18 protein-coding genes and 4 pseudogenes are annotated in these 26,767 nt (G+C 63.6%); 16 read left to right on the forward strand and 6 right to left on the reverse strand.

The features are described from left to right. Positions 1-49: 49 nt before the first annotated feature. Positions 50-1,023, reverse strand: a pseudogene (locus tag M1E07_RS01380) (IS481 family transposase). Positions 1,024-1,173: 150 nt separating this feature from the next. On the opposite strand from M1E07_RS01380, the gene M1E07_RS01385 reads away from it, so the two are divergent. Beyond that, positions 1,174-1,389, forward strand: a complete 216-nt coding sequence (locus M1E07_RS01385; protein ID WP_461186845.1) for an SDR family oxidoreductase — start codon at positions 1,174-1,176, stop codon at positions 1,387-1,389. Positions 1,390-1,692: 303 nt separating this feature from the next. On the opposite strand, the gene M1E07_RS01390 is transcribed toward M1E07_RS01385, so the two are convergent. Together M1E07_RS01390 and M1E07_RS01395 are read right to left on the reverse strand one after the other, a co-directional pair. After that, positions 1,693-1,989, reverse strand: coding sequence for a tyrosine-type recombinase/integrase (locus tag M1E07_RS01390; RefSeq protein WP_461186620.1), 297 nt, complete (start codon positions 1,987-1,989; stop codon positions 1,693-1,695). Between the two features lie 22 nt (positions 1,990-2,011). Further along, positions 2,012-2,992, reverse strand: coding sequence for an alpha/beta hydrolase (locus M1E07_RS01395; protein ID WP_461186621.1), 981 nt, complete (start codon positions 2,990-2,992; stop codon positions 2,012-2,014). 1,284 nt (positions 2,993-4,276) lie between these two features. Here M1E07_RS01395 and M1E07_RS01400 point away from each other — a divergent pair. Together M1E07_RS01400 and M1E07_RS01405 are read left to right on the forward strand one after the other, a co-directional pair. Continuing rightward, a pseudogene (locus M1E07_RS01400) lies at positions 4,277-4,728 on the forward strand (Gfo/Idh/MocA family protein); the annotation flags it as partial. A 210-nt stretch (positions 4,729-4,938) separates the two neighbouring features. Then, positions 4,939-5,687, forward strand: a pseudogene (locus M1E07_RS01405) (SDR family NAD(P)-dependent oxidoreductase). Between the two features lie 1,039 nt (positions 5,688-6,726). Here M1E07_RS01405 and M1E07_RS01410 read toward each other — a convergent pair. Further along, positions 6,727-7,512, reverse strand: coding sequence for an SDR family oxidoreductase (locus tag M1E07_RS01410; protein WP_461186622.1), 786 nt, complete (start codon positions 7,510-7,512; stop codon positions 6,727-6,729). An 882-nt stretch (positions 7,513-8,394) separates the two neighbouring features. Here M1E07_RS01410 and M1E07_RS01415 point away from each other — a divergent pair. The 5 genes and pseudogenes from M1E07_RS01415 to M1E07_RS01435 all read left to right on the forward strand — a co-directional run. Further along, positions 8,395-9,660 (forward strand): cytochrome P450, encoded by a 1,266-nt coding sequence (locus tag M1E07_RS01415; RefSeq protein WP_461186623.1) that lies wholly within the window; start codon positions 8,395-8,397, stop codon positions 9,658-9,660. A gap of 246 nt (positions 9,661-9,906) precedes the next feature. After that, entirely contained in the window at positions 9,907-10,905 is a 999-nt protein-coding gene (locus tag M1E07_RS01420) for a PDR/VanB family oxidoreductase (protein ID WP_461186624.1), read from the forward strand. Positions 10,906-11,437: 532 nt separating this feature from the next. Further along, entirely contained in the window at positions 11,438-12,184 is a 747-nt protein-coding gene (locus tag M1E07_RS01425) for an NADPH-dependent F420 reductase (protein WP_461186625.1), read from the forward strand. 128 nt (positions 12,185-12,312) lie between these two features. Then, entirely contained in the window at positions 12,313-13,059 is a 747-nt protein-coding gene (locus tag M1E07_RS01430) for a glucose 1-dehydrogenase (RefSeq protein ID WP_461175329.1), read from the forward strand. Between the two features lie 71 nt (positions 13,060-13,130). Then, positions 13,131-13,802 (forward strand): annotated as a pseudogene (locus M1E07_RS01435) (IS982 family transposase); the annotation flags it as partial. Positions 13,803-14,961: 1,159 nt separating this feature from the next. Here the strand turns inward: M1E07_RS01435 and M1E07_RS01440 are convergent. Then, entirely contained in the window at positions 14,962-15,561 is a 600-nt protein-coding gene (locus tag M1E07_RS01440; RefSeq protein WP_461186626.1) for a pyridoxamine 5'-phosphate oxidase family protein, read from the reverse strand. Positions 15,562-15,919: 358 nt separating this feature from the next. Between M1E07_RS01440 and M1E07_RS01445 the strand changes: the two genes are divergently transcribed. The 8 genes from M1E07_RS01445 to M1E07_RS01480 all read left to right on the forward strand — a co-directional run bounded on the left by M1E07_RS01445 (position 15,920) and on the right by M1E07_RS01480 (position 25,985). Beyond that, complete coding sequence (locus tag M1E07_RS01445) at positions 15,920-17,089, forward strand: sugar ABC transporter substrate-binding protein (RefSeq protein ID WP_461186627.1); 1,170 nt, start codon at positions 15,920-15,922, stop codon at positions 17,087-17,089. Between the two features lie 262 nt (positions 17,090-17,351). Then, complete coding sequence (locus tag M1E07_RS01450) at positions 17,352-18,521, forward strand: sugar ABC transporter substrate-binding protein (RefSeq protein WP_461186628.1); 1,170 nt, start codon at positions 17,352-17,354, stop codon at positions 18,519-18,521. 379 nt (positions 18,522-18,900) lie between these two features. Beyond that, on the forward strand, positions 18,901-20,070 hold the full coding sequence (locus M1E07_RS01455) for a sugar ABC transporter substrate-binding protein (RefSeq protein ID WP_461186629.1): 1,170 nt from the start codon (positions 18,901-18,903) through the stop codon (positions 20,068-20,070). A gap of 563 nt (positions 20,071-20,633) precedes the next feature. Further along, positions 20,634-21,308: an NADPH-dependent F420 reductase gene (gene npdG, locus M1E07_RS01460; protein WP_461186630.1), complete on the forward strand. Its 675-nt coding sequence runs from the start codon at positions 20,634-20,636 to the stop codon at positions 21,306-21,308. A gap of 10 nt (positions 21,309-21,318) precedes the next feature. Then, a complete protein-coding gene (locus M1E07_RS01465) occupies positions 21,319-21,582 on the forward strand; it encodes a hypothetical protein (protein ID WP_461186631.1) in 264 nt (87 codons plus the stop codon). Next, positions 21,575-23,953: a 7,8-didemethyl-8-hydroxy-5-deazariboflavin synthase CofG gene (gene cofG / locus M1E07_RS01470; RefSeq protein ID WP_461186632.1), complete on the forward strand. Its 2,379-nt coding sequence runs from the start codon at positions 21,575-21,577 to the stop codon at positions 23,951-23,953. The genes M1E07_RS01465 and cofG overlap by 8 nt, the downstream gene beginning before the upstream one ends. Positions 23,954-24,039: 86 nt before the next feature. Then, a complete protein-coding gene (locus M1E07_RS01475) occupies positions 24,040-24,432 on the forward strand; it encodes a hypothetical protein (RefSeq protein WP_461186633.1) in 393 nt (130 codons plus the stop codon). Between the two features lie 47 nt (positions 24,433-24,479). After that, entirely contained in the window at positions 24,480-25,985 is a 1,506-nt protein-coding gene (locus tag M1E07_RS01480) for a flavin-containing monooxygenase (protein WP_461186634.1), read from the forward strand. Here M1E07_RS01480 and cofC read toward each other — a convergent pair. Beyond that, positions 25,966-26,562, reverse strand: a complete 597-nt coding sequence (gene cofC, locus M1E07_RS01485) for a 2-phospho-L-lactate guanylyltransferase (RefSeq protein WP_461186635.1) — start codon at positions 26,560-26,562, stop codon at positions 25,966-25,968. The genes M1E07_RS01480 and cofC overlap by 20 nt on opposite strands. Positions 26,563-26,767 lie beyond the last annotated feature (205 nt).

The raw sequence follows: 26,767 nt of genomic DNA on the forward strand, positions 1-26,767 counted from the left end.
CGGATGGCTCATCGTCGCGGGCTACGGCATCGAAAACGGCTAGATGTACTCAGCCAGTAGGTTGGTTGCACCTGCTGATGGGTGGTTTGCCTCCGAGGCTGCTGTGTGGCCGGTGGTTGTTGTAGAAGTTTAGCCATGGCTGCAGGGCGTCGGTGCGTGCCTGGTTGGACGTGAAGGGTTGCCGGTAGGCCCAGCCTTCCTGCAGGGTGCGGTTGAAGCGTTCGGCTTTGCCGTTCTGCCAGGGGTGCCGGGGTTTGATCAGGATGTGTTTGCGCCCAGCGCCGTCAGTGCGTCCTGGAAATCCCGGGAGAGCCGGTAGGCGAACGCGTTGTCAGTCATGACGCGTTTGACCGGTGCACCGTTGGCGGCCATTGCTGCTGCCGCCCGAGTGAGGAAGCCGGCGCAGGTCGGGCCTTTCTCGTCGGGCAGGACCTCGGCGTAGGCAAAGCGGGTGTAGTCGTCCACGGCGACGTGGACGTAGTCAAAGCCCATTCTCTGATGTGATTTGCGGTGGTTGGCCGGACTTTGGGAAGGGTCGGCCCGCCAGCCGCCTCCGTCAGGGATCCTCCCGAGTTTCTTGACATCGATGTGGATCATGTCGCCCGGCGCGTCGCGTTCGTAGCGGCGGTCGGTGGCTCGGGAAGCCCGGATCCGTGCCCCGGTCACCGGGTCCAGGTCCCACAGGCGCGGCATGCCGGCCCGGGCCAGAATCCGGGAGACCGTCCGGGGACTGGTGCCACAGCGCAAGGCCAGATCCGTCGGGCCTTCGCGGTGCTCCACGCGCTGGGTCAGGACGTCGGCAACGACTTCCGCTGGGGTGGCATGCGGGCATGACTTGGGTCTGGAGCTGCGGTCTTGAAGGCCGTCCAAGCCGTGGGCCCGGTACCGGCTGATCCAGCGGTGGGCACAGGTCCGCGAGATGCCCATTTCCTTGGCGACATGGGCAAACGGACGGCCGCTCAGGACGCGTTCGACGAGGATCCGTCTACCGGCCGGGGTCAGACGGGCATTACGGTGGAACATGAAGACCTCTTAGTCGTTGGCTGTGTGTGGTAACCACCAACCTAAGAGGTCTTCACCTATTCACGATGTAACCAACGTCCTGACTCAGTACAGCTAGAGTGCGCGCAGAACCGCACGGGGATCCGGGTAAATTCGATTCACCCGGGCATCATCGAGACGCCGGCATGGGGTGACCTCGGTGCGCTCGAGGGTCATGATCCCTCGACGGTCATAGACCTCGACAGCATGGCGGCCGCGACGGTGGCCCTCGGTTTCAAGGGCGTGCCCGACGACATCGCCCAAGCGGTCCTATTCCTAGCAAGCGAACAGAGCCGCTACGTCACGGGAACGGACGTGATCGTCGACGGCGGCCAGCTCCTCATGTGAGCCTGTTCGCCGTTCCGGAGCGGCTCGTCAGAAACGATCGATTCCGGCCGGGCGGCGAAGAGCTCGGATCAGCCGGCAAGAAACGGGACCGGTTCAAAACGAGGTTTTGAACCGGTCCGGGTTTCTGCGAAGGTTGCCAGTGCCCCGGGAGCCGGTGATGATGGTCAGGAGCCCGGGCGCTCCGGAACCCTGCTGTAGGCCGTACTCGAACTCGTCCAGCAGCCCTGCCCGCCTGACCAGCGGGAGGCGCGACTCCGGGCGTCGGCTTGAAAGGGTTCTGCATGGCACCCTCCTCGGGTGAAACTAGGTGAACTGGTGAAACTCCTGCTCAGTGGTGCGCACGGAAGCATGACCCAACCGACTGGAAATTGCGAAGAGGGAGATTACTCCCTCGCGGAGGAGCCAGCAGGCGTGGGTGTGCCGCAGGTCGTGGATTCGCGGCGTCTTCGTCAGGCCGCGGGCTTTGAGCAGCCTGGACGGCTGACACCCAGTGATTTTGCCAGTACGCTTTGTGAACGGCTCGGCCGCCCCCGGCCGCTGTAGCCGCGCCTTCTTCCGAAAACGGCGGCGGGGCGCGAGGGCTCCGAGTCCGGATGCCACCGGCTATTTCTGCAGGGGGTGATTAGTAGCCGAGTTGGCGACGGAGCCAGTTGACCCGCGTTACGCGGGTCTGCTGCGAAACGAGCGCTTGGGGTGCCACCACGTCGAACCCGTGATTTCCACCGGACCAGACGTGCAGTTCCGCTGTCCCTCCGGCCTGCCAGATCCGGTTCACGAACGTGATCGCTTCGTCTCTGAAGGTCTCCGCGGAGCTGACATCGACGAGCGTGGGAGGCAAACCGGAAAGATCAGTCGCGCGGGCAGGGGCGATATAGGGCGAGACGTCCTCGCCACCACGCTGATCGCCGAGCACGGCTTCCCAGCCGGTGTAGTTGAACTCGCGAGGCCAAATACCGAGGCCTGCCATTTGGATCGCCGAGAACGTGTCGTTTCGGTCATCGAGCATCGGGCACATCAACAACTGCGCAGCCACCGCGACCTCACCTCGATCGCGGGCCAGCAGAGTCGTGCCGGCTGCGAGCCCGCCTCCGGCACTCATGCCAACGACAACCACACGCGTCGGGTCCAGCCCCAGATCTGCGGCATTCCGCACGGTCCACACGAGGCCTGCATAGCAGTCCTCCACGAGCGCTAAGCCCTGCGCCTCGGGGGCGAGGCGGTACTCGACCGAGACGACGGCCGCGCCGAACTCGTCTGCCCAGTCGAGTGCCATTTCGACGCCGTCACGGAAGTTTCCGACGACCATTCCGCCGCCATGTATGTTGTACAACACCGGAGGCGGAGTCGCGGCGGATACCGGAGTGCAAATGATGAGCGCAACGTCGGGTGCGCCATCGGGACCGGGAACCAGCCTTTCTTCAACGCGGAAGCGCCCGTCCCGTTCGAGCTGGGCATTGGTGACTTGTTCCATTCCGGGAACACCGACACGTGCCTGGGGAATATCATCCAGCGATGCGAACGTGGGCATATAGGGAAGGACTGCTTCTAGACTAGCCCAGACTTCCGGATCGTAGGGGACAGGTTTGATGGGCGCTTCCGACATAGGGATCTCCTTTGATCAATAATCTGAACATCGCAAACCTACAGTCCAGCTGTCACAGATGCAGCCGCCACATGCGTCAGAATCATGCGGAACGCTAGCCAATCGGCTACACGGCTAGTCGCCGGTTGGTCCGGGGTCCTCCAATCGCAGCATGAGCCGCGCGAGCGTATAGCGGGCCCGGCCAACAGGGGACCGCGGATCGAAGGCCAGGCTCTGGCATAGGTGGCTGATTCGCGCTTGAACGGTGGAGTGATGCATGTTCATCCGCGCGGCGATTGAGCGTCCACTCAGCCCATCGCTGACCGCGTCAAGCAAGCGGAGCTCGTCTGCGCTGAGGGATCCGAGTGTGACGACATCTGCCACCGGCTTCCCGGACGATTGATCGGTTTGGAGAGCGCGCAACAGTACCCCGAGGTCTGCAGCGTCGATCGACGGGGAATCACGGTTGGTCAGCCTCAAGACAATGGCAGCGGTGGACCAGGACTGAGGAAGTGCGTCGGGTCCCACTACCTCCCCGAATCCGACTCGTGCCCCTCCCGAATCGAAGGAGTGGCGCGCTGGCCCGACGATGGCGCAAAGTGCCAGACCATACGGTCCCGCGACCACCGCGGAGGGGAATCTCCCGGGTACGGAGCCATGCGCGGGCAGCGCCGCAATTCGAAGCGCGGGGCGTTCGAGTAAGCCGAGCGTGGACAGCGCCGCCCGCCGCTGGGGCCAAGTCGCTACGGAACTAACCGCGGTCTCGACCGCGGCCGACGAGCTGGTCGATGGCGTGGCGGTCCTAATCGTAAGTCCAATAGCCAGGCGTTCCAGAATGATGGCGTCGTTGGCATGGTGGATTGTTCGCTCAAGCCAGGCAATCGCGTGGGTGCCAAACTCCTGAGAAGGCCAAGTGGCGTCCATGGCAAAATCAGGGGGAAAAGACAACGCTCGCCCGTCGGCACCTGCGCGAGCAGCGGTCCTTGAGGAGCGAAACCCAACGGTGACACCGCTGAGGTTGGCAGCTGCTCTGATCAGCGCGCCAGTTCCGCCCCCGGCCGCGATCAATGAGTCGAAGTACGAGACAACACGCAAAGTATCGCTCGCCTCTGGATCGATCAGCTGTATCCGACCTACAAGATCCTGCATGGCTCCTCCGTGGCAGTGTTAGCAATTTCATGGTACGGCGGTTATTGGCCATGCCAGCCACGTCTTACGGGCTGATAACGGACATTTCGTCACCTGCCTTGGGGGCAAACCCTGCTTGCTGATCACGCCGGCCGGGATTGGTGACGACTCTGATCGGTCGACGTGGCCGCACACGCACCGGTGACGACCCCTGGGAAGAAGACGGCGTCGCAGCCATGATCCGCTTCAGCACGGGCAACACCGGCGTGCTCATGGCAGCCCGGACAGCCGGTGCCTGGAACGAAAAATTCGACGCCTACGGCGACGGCAAGACCGTGGAAGTCCGGACACCCGAAACCGTCTCGACCACAGACAGGGGAGTCACCACCTCACGGGAGCTCAGCGCCGAGGCGTACGGCTGGGCTACCGCCACCGACACTCTCGGCTTCTCAGCAGCAGTCCACCATTTCCTGGGCCGGGTCGCCGACAGGGCCCAGCCACTGACCTCCTGCCGGGAAGCCGTCCATACCCAGCGGCTGCTCGACCGGATCCTCGCCGCCTCAGGCCTGCCGACAGAAGAACAAGCCGGCCGGCAATGGGCCGGCCACGCCACCAGCGGGAACAGCTAGTCAGCACGGGCACGTGCGCCTCTGGAGCGGGGACAACCCGGGCTTCAACGGTGCAGCAGCAGATCAGGGCACTTAGCGACGCCCACTGCAGCAGCCGCGCCCGGGGCGATGGCACACCCTTTGAAACACCTCAAGTAAGGACCTGGAAAAGATGAAACGAGCAGCCCACCAGCCAGCCGCTGGGCAGCAACGGACAAGCGGAGTTATCAGATGAGCCTTAAAGACCAAGTCGTTCTGGTGACCGGATCAAGCGGCGGAATCGGTGATGCAGTCGTCGACGCACTCACAGCCGAAGGGGCCATCGTCATAGGTGCCGACCGCGGCCCGAAGGAGGGCCAGGACCTGGCCGGCTTCTTCCCGCTCGACGTCACCTCCGAAGAACAATGCGCCACAGTCGTCCGTGACGTCACAACCCGGTACGGGCGCATCGACGCTCTCGTCCATGCAGCTGGAGTCCTGGGTGCCACGCCGGACATCATGAAAACAACGACCGAAGAATTCGACTCCATCATGCGGATCAACGGTTCCGGCACGTTCTCCATGGTCCGGGAAACCGCACAATCAATGATTGGGACCGGAACTCCAGGTGCCATCGTGATCCTCTCCTCCGTTGCAGCCAAAGAAGCCCGCCTCAACTACCTACCCTACAACGCAAGCAAACTCGCAGTGCTCCACATCATGTGGTCCTTCGCCGAGCTGCTAGGCCCCAACGGCATCTCGGTCAACGCCATCGCGCCCGGCCCAGTAAACACTCCCATGTGGGCACAATTCGCGAAGGACTCGGGCCGGATGCAGCCGCCAACCGGGCCAAGCGCGCCGCGCAACTTCCCATGCGCCGGTTCGCCGAACCAGACGAAGTCGCCCGCGCGATCCTTTTCCTCGCCGACCCGGACAACCGCTACATCACCGGCGTATCCCTCGATGTTGCAGGCGGAGCACACCTGGGAATGGGAACCTGACCAGGAACCCACCAAAGGACGATGCAGGCGCGGTCTGATTCACAGCGGGTCTGGCCATATGAGGACGGTGCGGGGCCCTAGGCTTGGCTTTGCCTCGTACCGTCTCCCTGCTAATTCCGCGTAGACCTGGGTCAAGCGCCCTTTGATACTCCGTTGTTTGCTATCTGGACCAGCTCCGCTGCCCGTTCCCGTGTAAAGGCCTGTTCCCGCCCTTTGCACCCTTTGTAGCGCCGCGTTGCTTTTGCAGATGCAATGTCGTCCCTTTGGCCTACACGACAGCCGGTGCATGCTGTGCACAACGATCGTGTCCCCGCTGCGCCGAACCGCGGCAGCTCATGTGCCATGACATGGCAGTGTCTCTGCCGGAGGCCTTGTCCATGAAGACCCGGTCAAGTACCCGGCCGCGATGACTACTCTGGAAGCAAGGAACTGCGATGCCGATACATAGTTGCGAGAGACGCGCAGCGCAAGATGGCCTCCGTGCACGGGAGTATCACCTACCTTTCTAAGATGCCTCGTATCTCGGGCTCACCACCGATTGCTGCGCAAGTTTCCCGACGTCGGTGCCGTAAGACCGGTAGGGTCTAGCCAAGCCGTCGGAATCATTCACGCGTGTGGGGTGATTGTTTCGAACATCTGCTTCGTGGGCATCCGGTAGCTGAGTTCCCCGGACAGTTGCTGTGGTGTGACCCAAACCTCGTGGCCCTCAGACACTTCAAACATCTGTCGCGGCCGTTACGGTCGCCGGCGATCCAAAGCGCGGAGGCGTCAGGCATTACGTCTTCAACGAAGCCTGTCCTGGTGACACGACCGTTAAGGCGAATTTCTACAAGGGTGTCGAGCAGAAGTCTCCATTCGACGTGTTTGCGGGCGTTGCACGGTTAAAAGTCATCTCAGTGCGCATCGGAGTCTGATAAGGCAGTGACGGGTCCTTACTGGTCGGCAGTTTCTATAGGGAATGGCCGTTCGGTGCGCGCGGCTCAGTTCGCTGCGGAGGCGAGCGGAGGCGCGTTGCCACCTCCTGCCCGCGTGATGACGATCAGATGAGTTCCGGGCGACGCATGCTCTCCGCCCCGCCATCGATGAAGATGATTTGACCGGTGACGTGGGTGTTTTCCGCGCTGGTAAGCCAGGCAAGGAGCGCCGCGGGGGCGGCAGGCGGTGCTGCTGGTCCGTTCAGAGGCGACGGCACTCCCGCCTCGAGCGAAGCACGGCCCTCAGGCGTCTGCAACACCTCTGCCGTCATGGGCGTAGCGATGATACCGGGAGCGACGACGTTCAGTGCAATTCCGGCACCTGCCCATTCGGGGTCTTTGGCGTGGGTGCGCACCCAATGGGCGATGGCCTTCTTGGACGCGATGTAGGCGGCACTGCCGCCCATAGTATTTTTCGCGGCACCGAGGCGTTCCGTCTCGGCCAAAGCTCCTGACTCGTCATCAGCGAGGAGGAGTTCGTAGAGGCTTTCTTCAACCTCTTCGACAACGGCGAACGATGCCACGACCACCGCCCGCGGAGCATCCGAGCCGGAGAGGAAGGGTCGAAGCCCTTCCAGTGTGGCCTTGGCGCCGAAGTAGTTCACTGCGACCGTGACAGAGCTGGCCGCACCGAGTCCAGCTACAGCAATGATGCCGTCGATCTTCCCGCCGGATCGTTCCTCGACCTCACGCGCCATCGCGGTGCGCCCGTCGTTAGTGCTGAGATTCGCGATGACATCTGCGTCCTTGATGTCGACGCCGATGACGTTGTATCCATCAGCTTGGAGTCGTTCTGCGGTGGCCTTGCCAATCCCGGATGCGGCTCCGGTGACCACATAGGTCCTATTCATTGTGTTTCCTCTTGTCTTCGTCGACGTCGGGGCGCAGTGAACGCGCTTTCTCCGCCAGAACAGGCGGAGAAGAATAGGAGTCAGTCTATTTCAACGACTCGGGGCTACATCGCCACCTTCTATTCTCAACATTGCCACTAGCGTGAGGGTCCAAGTCTTCAGGGGAGGACACAATGCGAATTGGGAACTATCTGAGAAGAGGGGCGTCCTGGCGCGATGCTTCGCTACGCCCACCGAGAAGCCTCTGCGAGTCCAAAAGCCACCATGGCAGCCGACCGGGAGCCTCCCCCCACCCCCACAAGAGCAGCGCCAGCGGGTGGAGCCCCAGCGAACGCGAGCAGCAACGGCAGAAGGTGGCCATCGCACTCATCTTCGGCAGGAATCGCGAGACCGGTGCGACGTGCACGGGCCCTTGGCGCCCGGACACAATAGGTGTTCCAGTTCCAAGGAAGTGGGACGCTGCCTTGGAACAGGCTGTGGGAGCAACCGCTCAGCTCGTCGGTTCCTTGGTACTGGATAGGGCAACAGAAGAACCGTTAGAGCCGACCGAGTTGATCCTCGATGGTTTCGAGCACTGTCTCCAGCGCACGGGCATCGAATCCATCTTAAGTATCGAGAGCCGGTGGAGCCTGACCGCAGAATCTTCAGCGCAGCCGCAGGAGGTCGGCCGGCGTGGACCACTCTTGCGCATGGCCAGGCAGTCGGACCGATAGCCTCTCCGCCGTCTTGAGGGGATTGAAACCGGCTAGCGCAACCGAGAGGTTGACGTAGCGTTCGCTATACTGTAGGTTGTGTGATCTACGTTATATCTTCGCCCTTCGCGCAGTAAGGGTATCGCGCAGAACCCCAGGTCGGCATCATCTACGAGGAGGACACGTGCACGTGAGAATTGAGACGCGGGCAGACGGGCGTAAGGTCTGCCCGTTCGACCATCACACGGCCGAGTATGGACAGAACTATCGGGAGATCAACAAGCAGCTCCGTGCCGAAGGCCCGGTGTGGACCGAGAACTATGGCGGGTTTTGGGTCGTCACTGACTACGATACGACCCAGGCAGTGATGCTGGATCCCGAGACCTTCACCATGAACCCCGTAGATGGCGCCGATCAGTTCGGTCCCATGATCCCGCAGCCTGAGGGGATCCGGGAGATGGGCGAGACTCCGGGCATGTTCTTCTTCGTCGATGGGGAGCGCCATGATGCCCCGCGGGCCGCATTGGCCAGGCCCTTCTCCAAGCGTCGTGTGGCGGCGAAGAGCGACATGATCATGTCACACGTAGACGGTGTGCTAGATCGGTTCTTGCCGAAAGGTGAGTTCGACATCGTCCACGACGTGAGCATGTCGATCGTGGCGGGAGTTGTCACCACGATGGTGGGACTTGAGCTCGAGGATCCGGCAGCGATCTTCCGCGCTTTGGTCGGCCCGACCGAGCTCACCCGTGACACCTCGGGGACCGATGATTTCGACCATGTGGTGATGTCGTTGCCAGAGGCCCTCGAGTCCGTAAACGAGGTCGTGCAGGCGCGAAAGAAGGACCCGCGTGACGACGTGATTTCGATTCTCCTGCAGGACGGACAGTTCTCAGACGACGAGGTTCAAGGCATCGTCATGCAGATATTGATGGCCGCCTTAGAGAACCCACAATCCCTAACGGCGCACACCATGCTCTATCTGGCTGACCGGCCTGAGCTGCGCGAGCAGCTCCGCACCAACCCGGATCGAATTCCCGACTTCCTCGTGGAGGGAATGCGCAGCTTCAACCCGGCCATGACGACGGCACGTACTGCTACACGCGACGTCGAGCTCGCCGGAATTCGCGTCAGAAAGGGCGATCGGCTCCTTTTGCACATAGCGGCGGCCAATGCCGATCCGGCCAAGTTCGACAACCCCGACGAGTTCGATCCTGAGCGGCGGGGGTATCAGCACCTCTCCTTCGGGGCCGGCGTCCACAACTGCCTCGGCTCCCATGTGGTCATGGCCGTGGTAGCGGCGACGGTGCAGCGACTGCTTGAGCGAGTCGAGGAGTACTCGTTTACTGAGGACGATGTGGCGCGCAATGTGGACAGGAGTAGCAACGACATGTTTGAGACCGCTCGGATGCGTATCGGTGCACTTCGTGAGCACGGTCCGCGACTAGTGGCGTCGTGACCAGCAGCAGTATTGCGCCTTTTCAAGCCAGCGGGAGGTGAAGAGCTCGGTAGTGGGACGACGAGCCTGTTGTGATTGCGGCTCCTGTATGGAGGGACGCCTGCAAAGATAAGTCCCAGGGTGTGGTTGGGATGAGTGGGACGTCGAGACACGCGTCGCATCTTTGTTATTCCCCGACCGAGAGAATATCAATACCGTTCAGACGGCTCCCTTGAGGGGCTCGATCGTGAATAGAGGAAGGCAAGAATGACACATCTCGTTCAGCTCGATGTGCAGACCGGGACGTTGACGGCTGAGGTCAAAGAAGCAGAGTTCGATATGGTGGTGGAGAAACGGGCAGATCCCGCCGGAGACGTCGCCACAATCACGCTGAGAGAGGCGCATGGCGCGAACCTTCCCCCGTGGCAGCCTGGCGCTCACATCGATGTGCTGGTCCCGGGTATTGGGCCTCGCCAGTACTCCCTGTGCGGAGATCCGTCGGATGATCGACGATGGCGCATCGGCGTTCTCCACGAGCCACAGGGGAGCGGTGGGTCGCGGTACCTCCATGAGAATCTAGTGGACGGTTCGCCGATCCGAGTTCGGGGTCCTCGCAATCACTTCAGCCTGTTGCCCTCGGAGCACTACCTGTTCATCGCCGGGGGCATCGGGATTACCCCCATACTTCCTATGATCGCCGAAGCCGAGAGGGCGGGCGCGAACTGGCGTCTGATCTATGGAGGCCGTCAATTGTCGTCGATGGCTTTCGTGGACGAGCTCGCGCCCTACGGGGACCGGGTCGCGCTGTGGCCGCAAGACGAAAAGGGTCTAATCGATCTGGATGGTCTGCTCGGGTCGCCCCAGGCCGACACCAAGGTCTACTGCTGCGGCCCAGGACCGCTCCTCGATGCGGTCGAGCAGCGGTGCGCCAGCTGGGCCGCCGGCAGCTTGCACCTCGAGCGGTTCACGGCGAAACCCCTCAAGGAGCCAGCCCGGGCAGAATCTTTCGAGGTCGAGCTTCGAAAGACCGGGATCACCCTCAACGTCCCGCCCGAGCGCAGCGTTCTCGAGATGGTGGAAGAAGCCGGCGTCCACGTCTTGTGGTCGTGTCGTGTTGGAACCTGCGGAACCTGCGAGACCCCTGTTCTAGAGGGGGCACCGGAGCACCGCGACTCGATCCTCGACGAGGACGAGCAAAGCGCGAATGATTGCATGATGATCTGCGTGTCACGCTGCCTGAGCGATCGACTGGTCTTGGACCTCTAGGTGCACTGACTGGCCAAGGGAGATCAGGTTGTCTCGCGACCGCTAAATTACGTGAGCAGTGGTGCTCGCACACCTAAGTTTTTTCCCGGTCCACGCATCGGCAGCGAGGAGCGGATGAATGTTGACCACCTAGATGCACTCGAGGCGAACGCTTTGTCTCTGAGGCAAAAGCAGCGATCGATGGCGATTCATGACGATTCATGACGAGCCGTGCAAGAATGCGCTCCGCAAAAAGTATTGGCGCGCTACGCGCAGGACAGGCAAACTGGTCCTGAGATCATCCCGCCAAACAGTCAGACTGAGAAGCGGGCACTTCGTCGAGGACTGCAGGCGCGCAGAGGCAGACATGGACGCACGCACCCGCAGGGTGAGCAGGTCTTCGGCTAGACCATCTCTGCAGTCGATGGTTAAGAGCCTTGTCTGAGTCGTATCGCTTCAGGTGGTCTGGCATCCTGCGTGGTGAGAGCGGCGGTGAGATGCGCCGGGCACCTCCGCCCCTCGTCCTACTCGTACTTATAAAGGAGAGCAACACGTGAACATCGGAATCCTGGGAGTCGGTCACATCGGCACAACGTTGGCTACCAGGCTCAGCGGTGCCGGCCACACGGTCAAAGTCGCAAACTCGAAGGACCCCAAGACCGTCGACACCGCCGTCCTGGCCACAGGCGCACAGGCTGTGTGGGCCGCCGAGGCGGCGGTCGACGTCGACGTGCTGATCCTCTCGGTCCCGTTCGATCGACTCCCGCTCATGGCACCGCTCGTGAGCGACCTCCCCTCCTCAACTGTCCTGATCGACACGTCGAACTACTACCCGTCGCGGGACGGCGGTGTGGAGGAGATCAACGGCGGGAAAGTCGAGAGCCTGTGGGCGGTCGAGCAGCTGGATCGCCCACTCGTCAAGGCGTGGAATGCGATCGGTTCGGACTCCCTCGCGCGCTTGCACCGGCCGAAGGGCGCCCCTGACCGGATCGCCATCCCCGTTGCGGGTGACTCGGACAGCGAGCGTGCCATCGCCATGGCTCTGGTCGACGACACGGGGTTTGACGCCTACGACGCGGGCCCTCTCGCGAACTCATGGCGCCAGCAGCCCGGCACCCCCTGCTACTGCACGGACCTGACCCTCGCCGAGATGCCGGGAGCACTCGCCGCCGCCGAGGCCGATCGTTCACCGAAGCGCCGCGACATCGCGGTCGCGGCGATTATGGAACGCATCGGCGACGGCAGGACCAATCCGGGTGCCGATTACCTGGTGCGACTCAATCGGGCCCTGTACACGTGAGCGAGAGCCTGCCCGGGCCCGGCGTCTGAGCACCTCGTCGACGGCGCGCGCGAGATGCGCCCGTCGCCACCAACACGAAGAACGAAGTCATCACGTCGAAGCCCAGAGGGGCATGAAGGAGATGGAAGATCATGGGTCGTGTCAGCGGCAAAGTCGCACTTGTCTCGGGCGGAGCCCGTGGGATGGGTGCCGCATTCGCGCAACGCCTTGTCGAGGAAGGAGCCCAGGTCGTCATCGGTGACGTCCTCGACGCCGAGGGCGAGGCCACGGCGAGTGAGCTGGGCGCGAACGTGCGATTCATCCACCTCGACGTGACGAGGCCAGAGGACTGGGACGCTGCGGTTGATCTCGCCACGACCGATTTTGGCCGCCTCGACGTCCTGGTCAACAACGCCGGCATCGCGAACTTCGGCACCATCGACGAGTACACCGCGGAGCAGTGGCACCAAGTCATCGGGATCAACCTGACCGGCACCTTCTACGGCATCAAAGCGGCCATCCCTGCGCTCAAGGAATCGGGGATGGGGTCGATCGTGAATATCTCGTCCACGGCAGGACTCATGGGCATGGGGTCATTCGCCGGGTACACGGCCGCGAAGTTCGGGATGCGCGGGCTAACCAAGGCCACCGCTATCGATCTGGGCAAGTACAACATCCGGTCCAACTCGGTCCACCCCGGCAATATCCGCACTCCCATGACGGACGGGCACGACATCGATCAGAGTGGCATTCCGATCGCTCGACTGGGAGAGCCGCTGGAGCTTGCCAACTTGGTCCTGTTCCTGGCTAGCGACGAGTCCAGCTTCTGCACCGGAGCGGAGTTCATCGCCGACGGGGGGCAGCTCGCCGGCGAGTTCCCGCCCGGCAACGTCTAGATGAGTAAGTCCTATTGCTGTTGTGGGCGCGGGAGCTTTTAAAGTAGGGCGGAGAGTGTTAAGCCGGGTTTGTGAACACTCAACTAAACACTCTCCTGACCACACTTTACGTCTATTTGGATGACCAGGTGTTGCCGGAGCTTGGTGTGTCCAGGGACCGGCGGCCGGGCCGCAAACCTGTTCTGAGCGACGCCGAGCTGCTCTGCCTGGCCGTGGCACAGCACCTGCTCGGCTTCTCCTCCGAGACCAGGTGGATCAGATACTCGCGGATCCACCTGTCCGGGATGTTCCCCGGGATCCCGCACCAATCCGGCTACAACAAGCGACTCCGGGCCGCGGGCCCGGTGATCGCAGCAACCATCACCGCCCTGGCACGGGACACCCCGTCCTGGCACGAGGTCCTGCGTCTGGTCGATTCCACCCCCGTGCCGTGCGGCATGTCCCGGGAAACCGTCAAACGCCCCGACCTGTCCGGACACGCCGGCTACGGCTACTGCGCCTCCCACTCCCGGTTCTTCTGGGGCCTGCGTCTCTACCTGATCAGCACCCCCGAGGGCATGCCGATGATCTGGGGACCGGCTAATCCGAAGATCGGTGAACGCGAGGTCACCCAGGCCCTGCTCGAACACGACCACCACCTCATCCGCGCCGGGCAGGTCATCCTCGGGGACAAAGGTTTAGCCGGCCGCGAGTTCGAACGGTTCATCACCGAGGACCTCCACGCGCACCTGATCCGCCCGGACCTCCCATTCCTCTTGCAGGACGTGATTGAAGCGTTCGAATCTACCGTTGGTTTGAGGGCGGCCAGGTCTGGTGCGTTTGTGCTTGATCCCGAATTCGGCCAGGATACGGGCAAAGGCGCGGGAGCGGTAGCAGGGCTGTTATCGGTCAGCACCCTCTGGATTTTGATGCCCCGGGCGGTGATGGCGTTGCGCATGAACGCCGACAGGGTTTCCTTTGTTTCGTCCGGCAGGATCTCGGAGTACACGAACCGGGAACGGTCATCCACTGCCTGATGCAGGAAGGTGCCTTCGGCGAGGTTCCGGGCCCGGGAGTTCGATTCGCCCTGGACGCGGTCGTGAACGCGGTCCTCCCGTTGGGGATGCTTCCGGTTCCTTGATGTCCACATGAATTATTTCGCCGGGCTAAACATATTCGAACCGGCGTGCGCGGTCCCCTGTGGACGGGTCGGTGAAGCGCAGCGGGGGACACAGTTAGCGGGTCAGGATGCGTGGACCGTGGAGACGGTTACGTGCACGTAGTGCGAGATCCGGGCGGGGCCTCAGCCGGCCGTTCACGCGCAGTCCCAGCACGCGCCGCTCGGTGCGAATCCGGGTCCGGTGCGAGCAGGTCAGCGGTCGTCTCCTCGGTCCTCCAGCCCAGCCTCATCCAGCTCACGCTAGGTGGCGCGGTGGGACTAGCGCGCCACGGTCGGTACAGAGACAGCGAATCTCTCCGCAGAACGCGCAAAGGCCAGCCATCAACCATGATGCACGGGGCCAGCTGCAGACGCCCCGCATGAGCCAAAAACGCGTTACGGGGGGACGCGAGGACCTCCTGGTTTATGTTCGCCCTCGACAAGCACCGCACAACACCCGGAGGTCCTCTTATTGCGTCAAATCAATCCCCGTGTCATCAACCTGCCGGGACTCAACGCCACGGCAGCGCAGCGTTCGGTGCAACAGCTGGGCGGTGTAGCTGGCACCGCTATCCTGGTCTCTGCCTACACGGTCGGATCGGGCGCGACGGGGTCCGATCTCTTGACCCTGGAGCAGGCGGTCTCGGGCTCTGAGGCTGCTTCCCGGCGGCGACATTGATCGCCGTAGCGTCACTCGCCGGCTCGCCCTTAGTCAGACGGGCGAGGCGCGCGTTGAGCCCCCACCCCGGGTAGCAGACCCGATATCACTCCTTATCCATCCAGCCCTTCATGACCTCACCCGTGCTCGTCTCGGGTTTGGTGATCTTGCCGTACTTCTCAGACCACATACCGGTCAGGTCACCGTCCTTCGTGAGCGGCTTCCATGTGACCACAGTGGGCGAGGGGTACTCGAAGGGGATGGACCACAATGCGTACGGCACCTGCTTGATCGAATCGAGGTAGTAGTCGGCTCGTTCTGCGCCCAACTTCCAGGCCTCGTCCTTGGTGATCTCACCACGAGAAACCTCCGGCGACAGCATCGAGAACTGCGCCTTCGTCTCGATCTTCCGCTTCGTCTCGATCCATTCCTGCTCGTGCCCGGGCTCGAAGAGTAGCTCCGCCTTGACGTCTTTTATGATGACTCGGCGTCCCGGGGGCTCGAACTCGTCGATGGCGACGGCCACTCGCGGGTCCCGAACGAGGTGGTCGTACCAGACCGACTTACCTCTCGACGCCACGAGGATGGCGGATCCGGTGTAACCGAACACCAACGGGACGACGTACGGCGACCCATCTTCGGTGATCGATGCCAATCGGGCAACAGAGTGTTCATTCAGGAACTGCTCGAGCTCTTCGTGGTCCAAGCGAGGCATGACGTGCTCCAATTCATTCGGCGTGCGCGGCGGTGTGTAACTGCGGTCAACTGCGGTCGACCGTGCTCGCCATCGAGCGATTTCGACTAGCGAGCGCTAAGTAGTCATATCACGCTAGCCTGTACATCGTGCCGCCGCAAGGGTTGACGCGCAGGGGCCCCCAATTTGCTGGCGAAGAGGTGTTCACCCCCTTCAATTACATGTCATGTGAGGTTTGTCACGATTGATTATTGACGTAGCGCTCGTTACATCGAATACTCGTACCAGTTCATAAACGTAACTCGACCGTTGGAGCCGGACCATATCCTGTCGTAGGGCATGCAGTCGGCGCTTCAGAGAAGGAATGCACATGACCTTGAACCGATCCCAACAGACGTTGCGTCGCCTGCTGCTCGGCGTGACACTGAGCTCCACGATCCTGGCCGCGTCCGCGTGCAGCTCAGCAGACTCGGGCAGCAGTGGCGGCGCGGGCGACCGTGAGCTCTCAACCAGCCAGCAGAAGTGCGTTGATGCAGCCGAGAAGTACTTCGAGGCGCGGGGCGGAGACCTGCCCAAGACTCTGCCCTCCGAGCTGACTCCGTTGAGCAAGACACCGGAGAAGGGTGTGACCATCACTCGCATCTCACCCGCCAACACGCCAATCTCGCTCGAGCTGAACAAAAAACTGATTGATGCCGCTTCAGCGGTTGGATGGGTCGGCAAGGGCCCGACCTACGACGGCTCGGTCGAAGATGCCAACCGCAAGGCACTGGACGCCATCAAGAGCTCGAAGGCCGGCGACGTGGTCGCCCACGACGGCATCCCGCCGTCCGTGCTGCAGGCACCGATCCAGGCTGCCAAGGACGCGGGAGAGCTGTTCATGATCGGATCTATCACCGACGAGCCGCAGTCTCTGCCAGGCTTTAGTGCCACGTCGCTCAGCGGCACCTTCTTTGCGGGCATGGGGGAGCTGGCCGCGTACTCCATCATGCGATCCACCAACTGCGACGCGCACGTGGCAGCGATCAGCATCCCCTCCCCCCCGCAGCAGGATCAGGCGAAGGCGATGAGTGCGACGCTAAAGAAGGAGTGCCCCGACTGCACCATCTCGTACACCGAGATTCCGACCGGGGACATCGGTGCCCCGGCCGCGACGAACGCCGTCATCTCCAAGCTGCAGGCCGATCCGAAGATCAACTTCGCCTACTTCCATCTCGGCGACCTGACCGCAGGCATCGCTCCGGCACTGAAACAGGCTGGTCTTGATCCGCAGATCGGAGGAGCACTCCCGAACAAGACGAACGTGGCTTCGCTGAAGGCAGGTTCCGACGAGTTCTGGATCGGCCTTCCCACCGAGATGACAGCCTGGGTCACCCTCGACACTGCGCTGCGGACCATCGACACCGGGAAGCCGGTCATGGGTCAGTCCAGCCCGCTGTCCGTGCTGACTCCCGACAACATCGGCGACAGCGACACCGTGCCCGTCTACCCAGCGGACTACCAGGAGCAGTTCAAGAAGCTGTGGAAGGTCACCGACTGATCCAGCCCGGCCTGCGTCGCCTGCGGGCCTACCGTGACCGTCGATGGCGGCTGCATAGGCCCCCAGCCGGCGTTGATACAAGACCCTCGCCCCTCGATCAGATTTTCCATAGCTCACAGATCATGTGAGGCCCGTCACGATTGACTGTTGGCTTAGCGCTCGTTCCGATACTCGTACCAGTTCATAAACGTAACTCGACCGTTGGAGCCGGACCATATCCCGTCGTAGGGCATGCAGTCGGCGCTTCAGAGAAGGAATGCACATGACCTCGAACCGATCCCAACAGACGTTGCGTCGCCTGCTGCTCGGCGTGACACTGAGCTCCACGATCCTGGCCGCGTCCGCGTGCAGCTCAGCAGACTCGGGCAGCAGTGGCGGCGCGGGCGACCGTGAGCTCTCAACCAGCCAGCAGAAGTGCGTTGATGCAGCCGAGAAGTACTTCGAGGCGCGGGGCGGAGACCTGCCCAAGACTCTGCCCTCCGAGCTGACTCCGTTGAGCAAGACACCGGAGAAGGGTGTGACCATCACTCGTATCTCACCCGCCAACACGCCAATCTCGCTCGAGCTGAACAAAAAACTGATTGATGCTGCTTCAGCGGTTGGATGGGTCGGCAAGGGCCCGACCTACGACGGCTCGGTCGAAGATGCCAACCGCAAGGCACTGGACGCCATCAAGAGCTCGAAGGCCGGCGATGTGGTCGCCCACGACGGCATCCCGCCGTCCGTGCTGCAGGCACCGATCCAGGCTGCCAAGGACGCGGGAGAGCTGTTCATGCTCGGATCTATCACGGACGAGCCGCAGTCTCTGCCAGGCTTTAGTGCCACGTCGCTCGGCGGCACCTTCTGGGCGGGCATGGGGGAGCTGACCGCGTACTCCATCCTGCGATCCACCAACTGTGACGCGCACGTGGCAGCGATCAGCATCCCCTCCCCCGCACAGCAGGATCAGGCGAAGGCGATGAGTGCGACGCTAAAGAAGGAGTGCCCCGACTGCACCATCTCGTACACCGAGATTCCGCTCGGGGACATCGGTGCCCCGGCCGCGACGAACGCCGTCATCTCCAAGCTGCAGTCCGATCCGAAGATCAACTTCGCCTACTTCGTTATCGGCGACCTGACCGCAGGCGTCGCTCCGGCACTGAAGCAGGCTGGTCTTGATCCGCAGATCGGAGGAGCACTCCCGAACAAGACGAACGTGGCTTCGCTGAAGGCAGGTGCCGACGAGTTCTGGATCGGCCTTCCCACCGAGATGTCAGCCTGGGTCATCCTCGACACTGCGCTGCGGACCATCGACACCGGGAAGCCGGTCATGGGTCAGTACAGCCCGCTGTCCGTGCTGACTCCCGACAACATCGGCGACAGCGACACCGTGCCCGTCTACCCAGCGGACTACCAGGAGCAGTTCAAGAAGCTGTGGAAGGTCACCGACTGATCCAGCCCGGCCTGCGTCGCCTGCGGGCCTACCGTGACCGTCGATGGCGGCTTCGTAGGTCCGCAGCCGACGTTGCGCGCAGGACTCTCACCCGTGATCAGAGTCTGTCTGTCTATAGCGACGATCGATAAGGACACCGCGAACATCAGTGGTCCGACCGCCTCCATGGGTCGGCGGAGAATCCTTGGGGCCCGTCGGCGATCGAGTGTTGGAGGCGCCGTCCCTTCTCGTTGCACGTGATGCCCCTCACGATTGACTATTGACTTAGCGCTCGTTACATCCAATACTCAATACCAGTTCACAACCGTAACTCGACCGTTGGAGCCGGACCATATCCCGTCGTAGGGTATGCAGTCGGCGCTTCAGAGAAGGAATGCACATGACCTCGAACCGATCCCAACAGACGTTGCGTCGCCTGCTGCTCGGCGTGACACTGAGCTCCACGATCCTGGCCGCGTCCGCGTGCAGCTCAGCAGACTCGGGCAGCAGTGGCGGCGCGGGCGACCGTGAGCTCTCAACCAGCCAGCAGAAGTGCGTTGATGCAGCCGAGAAGTACTTCGAGGCGCGGGGCGGAGACCTGCCCAAGACTCTGCCCTCCGAGCTGACTCCGTTGAGCAAGACACCGGAGAAGGGTGTGACCATCACTCGTATCTCACCCGCCAACACGTCGATCTCGCTCGAGCTGAACAAAAAACTGATTGATGCTGCTTCAGCGGTTGGATGGGTCGGCAAGGGCCCGACCTACGACGGCTCGGTCGAAGATGCCAACCGCAAGGCACTGGACGCCATCAAGAGCTCGAAGGCCGGCGACGTGGTCGCCCACGACGGCATCCCGCCGTCCGTGCTGCAGGCACCGATCCAGGCTGCCAAGGACGCGGGAGAGCTGTTCATGATCGGATCTATCACGGACGAGCCGCAGTCTCTGCCAGGCTTTAGTGCCACGTCGCTCGGCGGCACCTTCTGGGCGGGCATGGGGGAGCTGGCCGCGTACTCCATCCTGCGATCCACCAACTGTGACGCGCACGTGGCAGCGATCAGCATCCCCTCCCCCCCGCAGCAGGATCAGGCGAAGGCGATGAGTGCGACGCTAAAGAAGGAGTGCCCCGACTGCACCATCTCGTACACCGAGATCCCGATCGGGGACCTCCTTGCCCCGGCCGCGACGAACGCCGTCATCTCCAAGCTGCAGGCCGATCCGAAGATCAACTTCGCCTACTTCCATCTCGGCGACCTGACCGCAGGCGTCGCTCCGGCACTGAAGCAGGCTGGTCTTGATCCGCAGATCGGAGGAGCACTCCCGGGCAAGACGAACGTGGCTTCGCTGAAGGCAGGTTCCGACGAGTTCTGGATCGGCCTTCCCACCGAGATGTCAGCCTGGGTCATCCTCGACACTGCGCTGCGGACCATCGACACCGGGAAGCCGGTCATGGGTCAGTCCAGCCCGCTGTCCGTGCTGACTCCCGACAACATCGGCGACAGCGACACCGTGCCCGTCTACCCAGCGGACTACCAGGAGCAGTTCAAGAAGCTGTGGAAGGTCACCGACTGATCCAGCCCGGCCTGCGTCGCCTGCGGGCCTACCGTGACCGTCGATGGCGGCTTCGTAGGTCCGCAGCCGACGTTGCGCGCAGGACTCTCACCCGTGATCAGAGTCTGTCTGTCTATAGCGTACGATCGATAAGGACACCGCGAACATCAGTGGTCCGACCGGCGCCATGGGTCGGTGTCTTGCTGACAGCGCCTGTCAAAGAAACTAACAAGCCTTCTAAACGAGATAAGAGGGAACATGCGCCCACGCTACGTTCTTCCCAAAGGCTTTGCACAGAAGACACCGGTCTCAAAGTCGCCGGATGCACCTCTCTGTGCAGAGGAAGCACCACCCCGGCAAGCGATTAACATCGATGAACCTTACGCATCCCCCTGGCTCGGTCTTCACTACCGGCAGGAGTCGCTGCTCCACCACAGGCACGAGCTGCTTATGTACCATCTCATGGACTGATGCCCCTTTCGTTCCTGTGACCGCCGCCACCGGGTAGCCGCCAGAGTAGTGCCGTCCCGGGGTTGCATTTTCCATTCCAAGTAAAACCCTTTAGTGACTTAGTTAGGAGCATCATGGGGACGTTCAAGATTGCAGTAGTTGGCGGATCCGGACCGCAGGGCAAGGCCTTGGCCTACCGCTTCGCCCACGCAGGGCACACCGTGGTACTTGGTTCCCGCGCAGCCGGGCGCGCCGAGGAGGCGGCGGCCGCCGTCAACGCCAAACTTCAGGGCGTTGGCGGCGTTGGCGTCGTTGGTGCCGCGGAGAATAACGCTGCGCTGCAGGGCGTCGACGTCGTTCTGCTGGCCGTCCCTTACAAGGGCCACGCGGAGCTTGTCGCCTCCCTCGCCGAGAATCTCGCCGGCAAGGTCCTCATCAGCTGTGTCAATCCCTTGGGTTTCGATCAGCGGGGACCCTACGGGCTGGATGTTTCGGAAAGTGCAGCTGAGGAGGCAGCTCGTCTGGCGCCCAATGCAACTGTCGTTGGGGCCTTCCACCACCTGTCCGCGCCGAATCTGTGGGCGTCGGCTGACCTGCTTGATCATGAGGATGTCCTCGTCTGTGGCGATGACCCTGAGGCGAAAGCCGTAGCCATCGAGCTGGCGGCCACCGTTACCGGACGCCCAGGTATCGATGCCGGAGACCTGCGGCTTGCCCGCCAGCTGGAACCGTTGACAGCTGTCCTGATCAGCATCAACAAACGGTACAAGATCCGCTCTGGCGTGCGTATCAGCGGCCTAACTGAATAAGAGTTAGGACATGGCAGCGACGGACATGCCAGTGGCAATGGTAATGCCCCGATCACGTGGACGAACGGTGTCCGAGGTGAAAGTGACCACCCGGGCGATCGGCCGGGCTTCGGTCCAGCCCACCACCGCTCATGGGGTGATGGCTTCCGAACGCGCCGCCCGGGCGGGCCAGTACGCGCAGATTGGTTTGAGCGCGACAGGCAAGACCGGGCAACACGCGCAGGTACGTCGCGAGACCAGCGCAGCCATCGTTTTGAAGGAACTTCATGTCTAAGCCGTCCGTTCTGAATCCTGCCCCCCTCACTCATGCTCTCGCTCGTCTTGAAGACACGGGTGAGACGGACCTTGCCGGAGCCACGGCGCTCTTCGGAGCTCGAGGCGAGAACCTCGACCGGTTGCTGACCGTTTCGTCGCGGCTCCGCGACGAGGGCCTTGCGCGCGCCTCTCGCGCGGGCATCATCACGTATTCGAAGAAGGTGTTCCTCCCCGTTACGCAGCTATGCCAGGACCGCTGTCACTACTGCGTCTTCGTCGAGACGCCAGGCGGCCTGCTGAAAAAAGGGATCCCCACCTACCTGCCGCCGGAAGAGATCCTTCGCATCGCTCGCGAGGGGGCAGCGCTCGGCTGCAAGGAGGCGCTCTTCACGCTCGGCGACCGCCCCGAGAACCGCTGGCCGGTCGCGCGGCAGTGGCTCCACGACCACGGCTACGCCTCCACCCTCGACTACATCGGCGCGATGGCCGAACTCGTGCTCACTGAGACCGGCCTTCTGCCGCATCTCAACCCCGGCGTCATGTCGTTCGCCGAGCTGCAGCGGCTCCGCCCGGTCGCCGCGTCGATGGGCATGATGCTCGAGACCACGGCCACGCGGCTCTGGAGCGAGCGCGGGGGAGTGCACTTCGGGTCCCCGGACAAGGATCCTGCTCTGCGGATGCGGGTGATCGACGACGCCGGCCGCTCCCGGATCCCATTCACCACCGGAGTCCTCCTCGGCATCGGCGAGAACGACGCCGAGCGCGCCGAGGCACTCTTCGCCATCCGGGCGTCGCACGAGCGGTACGGCCAGGTGCAGGAGACCATCGTCCAGAACTTCCGTGCGAAGCCGGGCACCGCGATGCAGAACGAGACCGACCTCGCTCTCGAGGAGTATGCCGCCGCCGTCGCAGTCGCCCGGATTGTCATGGGGCCCGACCACACCATCCAGGCGCCGCCGAACCTCACCGATCTCACCGAACTCCTGTTGCTCGTGCGCGCAGGCATCGATGACTGGGGCGGGGTCAGCCCGCTCACGCCCGACCATGTCAACCCCGAACGGCCCTGGCCCGAGATCCAGACGCTCGCCAAGCTGACGGCGCACGCCGGCTTCACCCTGCGCGAGCGGCTCACGGCGCACCCGGCCTACCTGAAGGATCCAGAAACGTGGCTGGATCCGCGCGTCGCGCCCGCCGTCACCGCTCTGGCTGATCCGGTGTCCCTGCTCGCCGCCGAGAGCACCCGCGTGAGGCCCGCGCCCCCGGCGGCGCGCGGGCCGCGTTGCCGGCCTACAGACACAGTCGCTGGGATTGCTGCCACCACTGTTCCTACCGCCGACCGCGCCGTGGCCGCCGCACTCACCAGAGCTTCGACCGACCCGGCCGGCCTGACGGACGCTGAATACATCTCCCTCCTTACCGCCCGCGGCGACGCCCTCGACGCGGTAACGGCACTGGCCGACGAGGTCCGCTCGGCAGCGGTCGGTGACACGCTGACCTACGTCGTCAACCGCAACCTCGACTCGTCGCTCTACAGCAAGGGCCTCACCGACGCCATGGTCCGGCGACTCGTCGAGGAAGCCATCACCCTCGGCGCCAACGAAATCTGCGTCCAGGGCCCGATCGACCAGCCGCTACCGGGCACGGCCTACCTCGACCTGGCTCGAGTCATTCGCACAGCCGGGCCCGACCTCTCACTCCACGCCTACCGCCCCACGGAGGTGCTCGACGGGGCTCATAGGATGGGCGTCAGTGTCGAGGTCTTCCTCGAAGGACTGCGGGAGGCAGGTGTGACGAGCGTTCCCGGTACCGGGGCCCGGATTTTGGACGACGGCGTGCGCGCGCTGCTGAGCGAGGGCACCGATCCGCCGGTCGACGAATGGATCCGGCCCATCAAGGCCGCTCACCGGGCTGGCCTCCGATCGACGGCGACGATCGTTTACGGTCATGTCGAGACGCCCGCCCAGATCGTCGCGCACCTGCGCCGGCTGACCCGGATTCAGGACGAAACCGGTGGCTTCTCGGAGTTCATCGCGATGCCGTATGTGCCGTTCGACGTATCCTCCAGGGTGCGGGTGGCGGCTGGTGAAGGGCCGAGCCTCGAAACCTCGCGGGCACTCCATGCAGTCGCGCGATTGATGCTGCACGGCAGAATCGACCATGTGCAGGCGGCCTGGACAAAGCTCGGCTTCCACGGCGCCGGGGCCGTACTTGCTGGTGGAGCGGACGATTTCGGCGGTCTGCTACTCGACGGTGCCATCTGGCCAGAGGCTGGCGGGGAGGCATACCGTGAGGCAACGCGGGAAGACGTCCAGCGGATCGCCGCCGCTCTCGGTCGCGAGGCGCGGGAACGCACCACAAGCTACACGCTGGTCAAGGGGGATTTTGCGTGACGCTCGTCCACGCCGAGAATCGCACCGGCCTGCAAGAAATCGAAACGGGAGTCGCGCGTCTGCCCGGCAGGTCCCTCGAGCCGGTCGTGATCGACGCCGACCCGGCCGGCCTGGATCCCACCCTCGTCGCTGCGCTGCCGCTGCTGGCGCGGTGGCGACAAGTATTCACAACGGGCTCGGACGTCTCACCGGACGAACTGCCCGACCGCTTTGCGCTAGTCGCGCCCGGCCGCGAGACTCCCGTCGCTGCTGACATGCGTGTCTCAGCCCTTATCGTGCTGGGTCCGGTTGCGCCGGATGTCCGCTGCCCCGTCCTCGTCATCGCCCCGCCCGGGTCACCAGCGGCTGAGCTAATCACCGCCTATGCGTGCTTCGCCGAGGCTGGCCATCCCGCCGAGCAGGCGCATCTCATCGACTCGTTCCTGCGCGAGCCTCGGCGATACCCGGCCGGCACCACGATCCCGCGAGCCCGGCCGTGACGGAGGCCAACGACACCCAGGCTTTACCCGCGGACGCGTTATTCTCCGTGACCGCCCCCACGAACATCGCCGTCACGGACGCAGCTCCCGCTCTTATCGACACGGTGATCATCGGTGCCGGCTTTGCCGGGCTCGGCGCCGCGATCCGGCTCGCGCGATCCGGTGACCGGTCGTTCGTCGTGGTGGAGCGCGGCGACGACGTCGGCGGCACCTGGCGCGACAATGTATACCCGGGCGTTGCCTGCGACATCCCGTCGCAGCTCTACTCGTTCTCCTTCCGGCCGCGCGCCAACTGGAGCCGCTTCTTCGCCCCGGGCGCCGAGATCCTCGACTACCTGCAGGAGGCCGCCCGCGAGGAGGGCATCCTCCCGCATCTCCACTTCTCGTCCGACGTGTTGGCACTCGACTGGGACGACACCACCGCGACATGGACGGTCGTCACCACGCGCGACAGCTACCGCTGCCGCTGGGTGGTCGTGGCGACGGGCCGGCTCTCCGAGAAGCGGCTGCCCGCAGTGCCGGGGCTCGGCTCGTTCGCGGGCACCTTGATCCACTCGTCAGAATGGCCGCGCGATCTCAACCTGGCAGGCAAGCGTGTCGGGCTCGTCGGCAGCGGCGCGTCGGCCGTGCAGATCCTGCCGCGCATCGCCCCGGTCGCCGACGAGGTCGTTCTCTTCCAGCGTAGCGCCCCGTACGTCGTTCCCCGTGAGGACCGAGCCTATACCGAGGTCGAGAAGACCGGCTGGCTAGACGACCCCGACTCCCTGGCCGGGCTCCGCGCCCGGATGTTCTGGGACTTCGAAGCCGGTTTCGCAGCAAGGCTTGGCGCCACTGGTCACCTCACCGGGCTTCGTGACCGCGCGCGGCGGAACCTCGAGGCGCAGATCCCCGACCCCGCCCTCCGTCGGGCACTCACGCCCGACTACGAGGTCGGGTGCAAGCGGGTCGTGCTCTCCGATGACTACTATCCGGCCCTGATGCGCGAGTCGGTGCGCCTCGAGCCGTCGGCTGTTGCTGGCGTCGAGGGGAACCGGGTCGAGGCCGCCTCGGGAGCGGCCTATGACCTAGACGTGCTCATCGCGGCGACCGGATTCCGCTCGACCCGGCCGCCGATCGCGCGCAGGATTCGAGGCCGCGACGGCCGCACCCTCGACGCCGTCTGGTCGAAGGGGATGGTGGCGCACAACTCCACGACCGTGGCTGGCTTTCCGAATCTCTTCATCATCGACGGACCCAACGCCAGCCTCGGCCACAACTCTGCCGTGCACATGATTGAGTCTCAGATTGCGTTCGTTCTCGAGTCCCTCGAGTATTTGCGCCGCCGGGGGGTAGCCGTTTTTGACGTCCGGGCGGAGCGACAGGCCGCCTACGTTGCCGAAATCGACCGCCTGGCGGAGGCCACCGTCTGGCTCACCGGCGGCTGTCGCAGCTGGTACGTCGATGAGCGGAGCCGGCGGCTGACCCTTCTGTGGCCGGACACCGCATCGGCGTTCCGTGAGCGGCTCGCCCGATTTGACCCGGCCGACTACCTGCTCAGCGCGCAGACTGCCTGAGCGTCTCCAGCGCCTCCGCCGTCCGCCGTCCCAGCCTTCCCTCGACCCGCTCGAGATCGGCCCAGGTGTCGACGTCCGAGCGCAGCCCCGAGGTCTCGTCGAGATCGAGCTCGACGTAACCCGCGGCGCCGTGCGCAGCACGCGAACCCTCGCCAAAGGCGGGGCGATGCCGCTCCGGGTCGAGGGCGGTGATCAACGTCGTGCCGGTTCCAGCTGAGTCTGCGACGAACGCCATCTCCGCGGCTGACGCGAGGCGCAGGGCGACCTCGAGCTCAGCCGACGCGAGAGCCGGCAGGTCGCCCTGGAGCACGGCGACCCGTCCAGAGCCCGCCACTCCGATGCCGTGAAGGACGGCAGCGGACAGCCCCCGGCCTGGATCCTGCACTGTCTCGGCGCCGAGAGCACGGAAATCGGCCGCAGCGGCGTCGGAGGTGACGACGACGACCCGTCCCACCGGCAGCGCTGCAGCCACCGTGTCGAGGGCGATCGTGCGCGCCAAGCCGGGACCACCCCCGAGACGGGACTTCGCGGCCGCGGTGCCCTTGACCGGCACGACGATGGTCCAGGCGTCAGTCATGTGCCGCTACCCCCGCGTTGTAGCGGGATAGGATCTGCTCCGCAGGACAAGAACAGCCCAAATAATGCTTCAGCCCAGCCATCACAATGCCACGTGCTCGACGGGCATGGTTCAAAGCTATGAACAGGTTTAAAGCAGGCCGCATTGACAGGGATGTTCTCTTGCTCGCCGTTCTGCCGTAACCATGCTGTGAGGAGAATACGGG

This window comes from Arthrobacter sp. Z4-13 (assembly GCF_054792705.1).

Bases quoted from the DNA above. Each gene is read 5' to 3' on its own strand.
- cofG (WP_461186632.1), top strand. From the start codon at position 21,575: ATGTCTAAGCCGTCCGTTCTGAATCCTGCCCCCCTCACTCATGCTCTC.
- M1E07_RS01410 (WP_461186622.1), bottom strand. From the start codon at position 7,512: ATGAATAGGACCTATGTGGTCACCGGAGCCGCATCCGGGATTGGCAAG.
- M1E07_RS01455 (WP_461186629.1), top strand. From the start codon at position 18,901: ATGACCTCGAACCGATCCCAACAGACGTTGCGTCGCCTGCTGCTCGGC.
- M1E07_RS01450 (WP_461186628.1), top strand. From the start codon at position 17,352: ATGACCTCGAACCGATCCCAACAGACGTTGCGTCGCCTGCTGCTCGGC.
- cofC (WP_461186635.1), bottom strand. From the start codon at position 26,562: ATGACTGACGCCTGGACCATCGTCGTGCCGGTCAAGGGCACCGCGGCC.
- M1E07_RS01465 (WP_461186631.1), top strand. From the start codon at position 21,319: ATGGCAGCGACGGACATGCCAGTGGCAATGGTAATGCCCCGATCACGT.
- npdG (WP_461186630.1), top strand. From the start codon at position 20,634: ATGGGGACGTTCAAGATTGCAGTAGTTGGCGGATCCGGACCGCAGGGC.
- M1E07_RS01395 (WP_461186621.1), bottom strand. From the start codon at position 2,992: ATGTCGGAAGCGCCCATCAAACCTGTCCCCTACGATCCGGAAGTCTGG.
- M1E07_RS01445 (WP_461186627.1), top strand. From the start codon at position 15,920: ATGACCTTGAACCGATCCCAACAGACGTTGCGTCGCCTGCTGCTCGGC.
- M1E07_RS01420 (WP_461186624.1), top strand. From the start codon at position 9,907: ATGACACATCTCGTTCAGCTCGATGTGCAGACCGGGACGTTGACGGCT.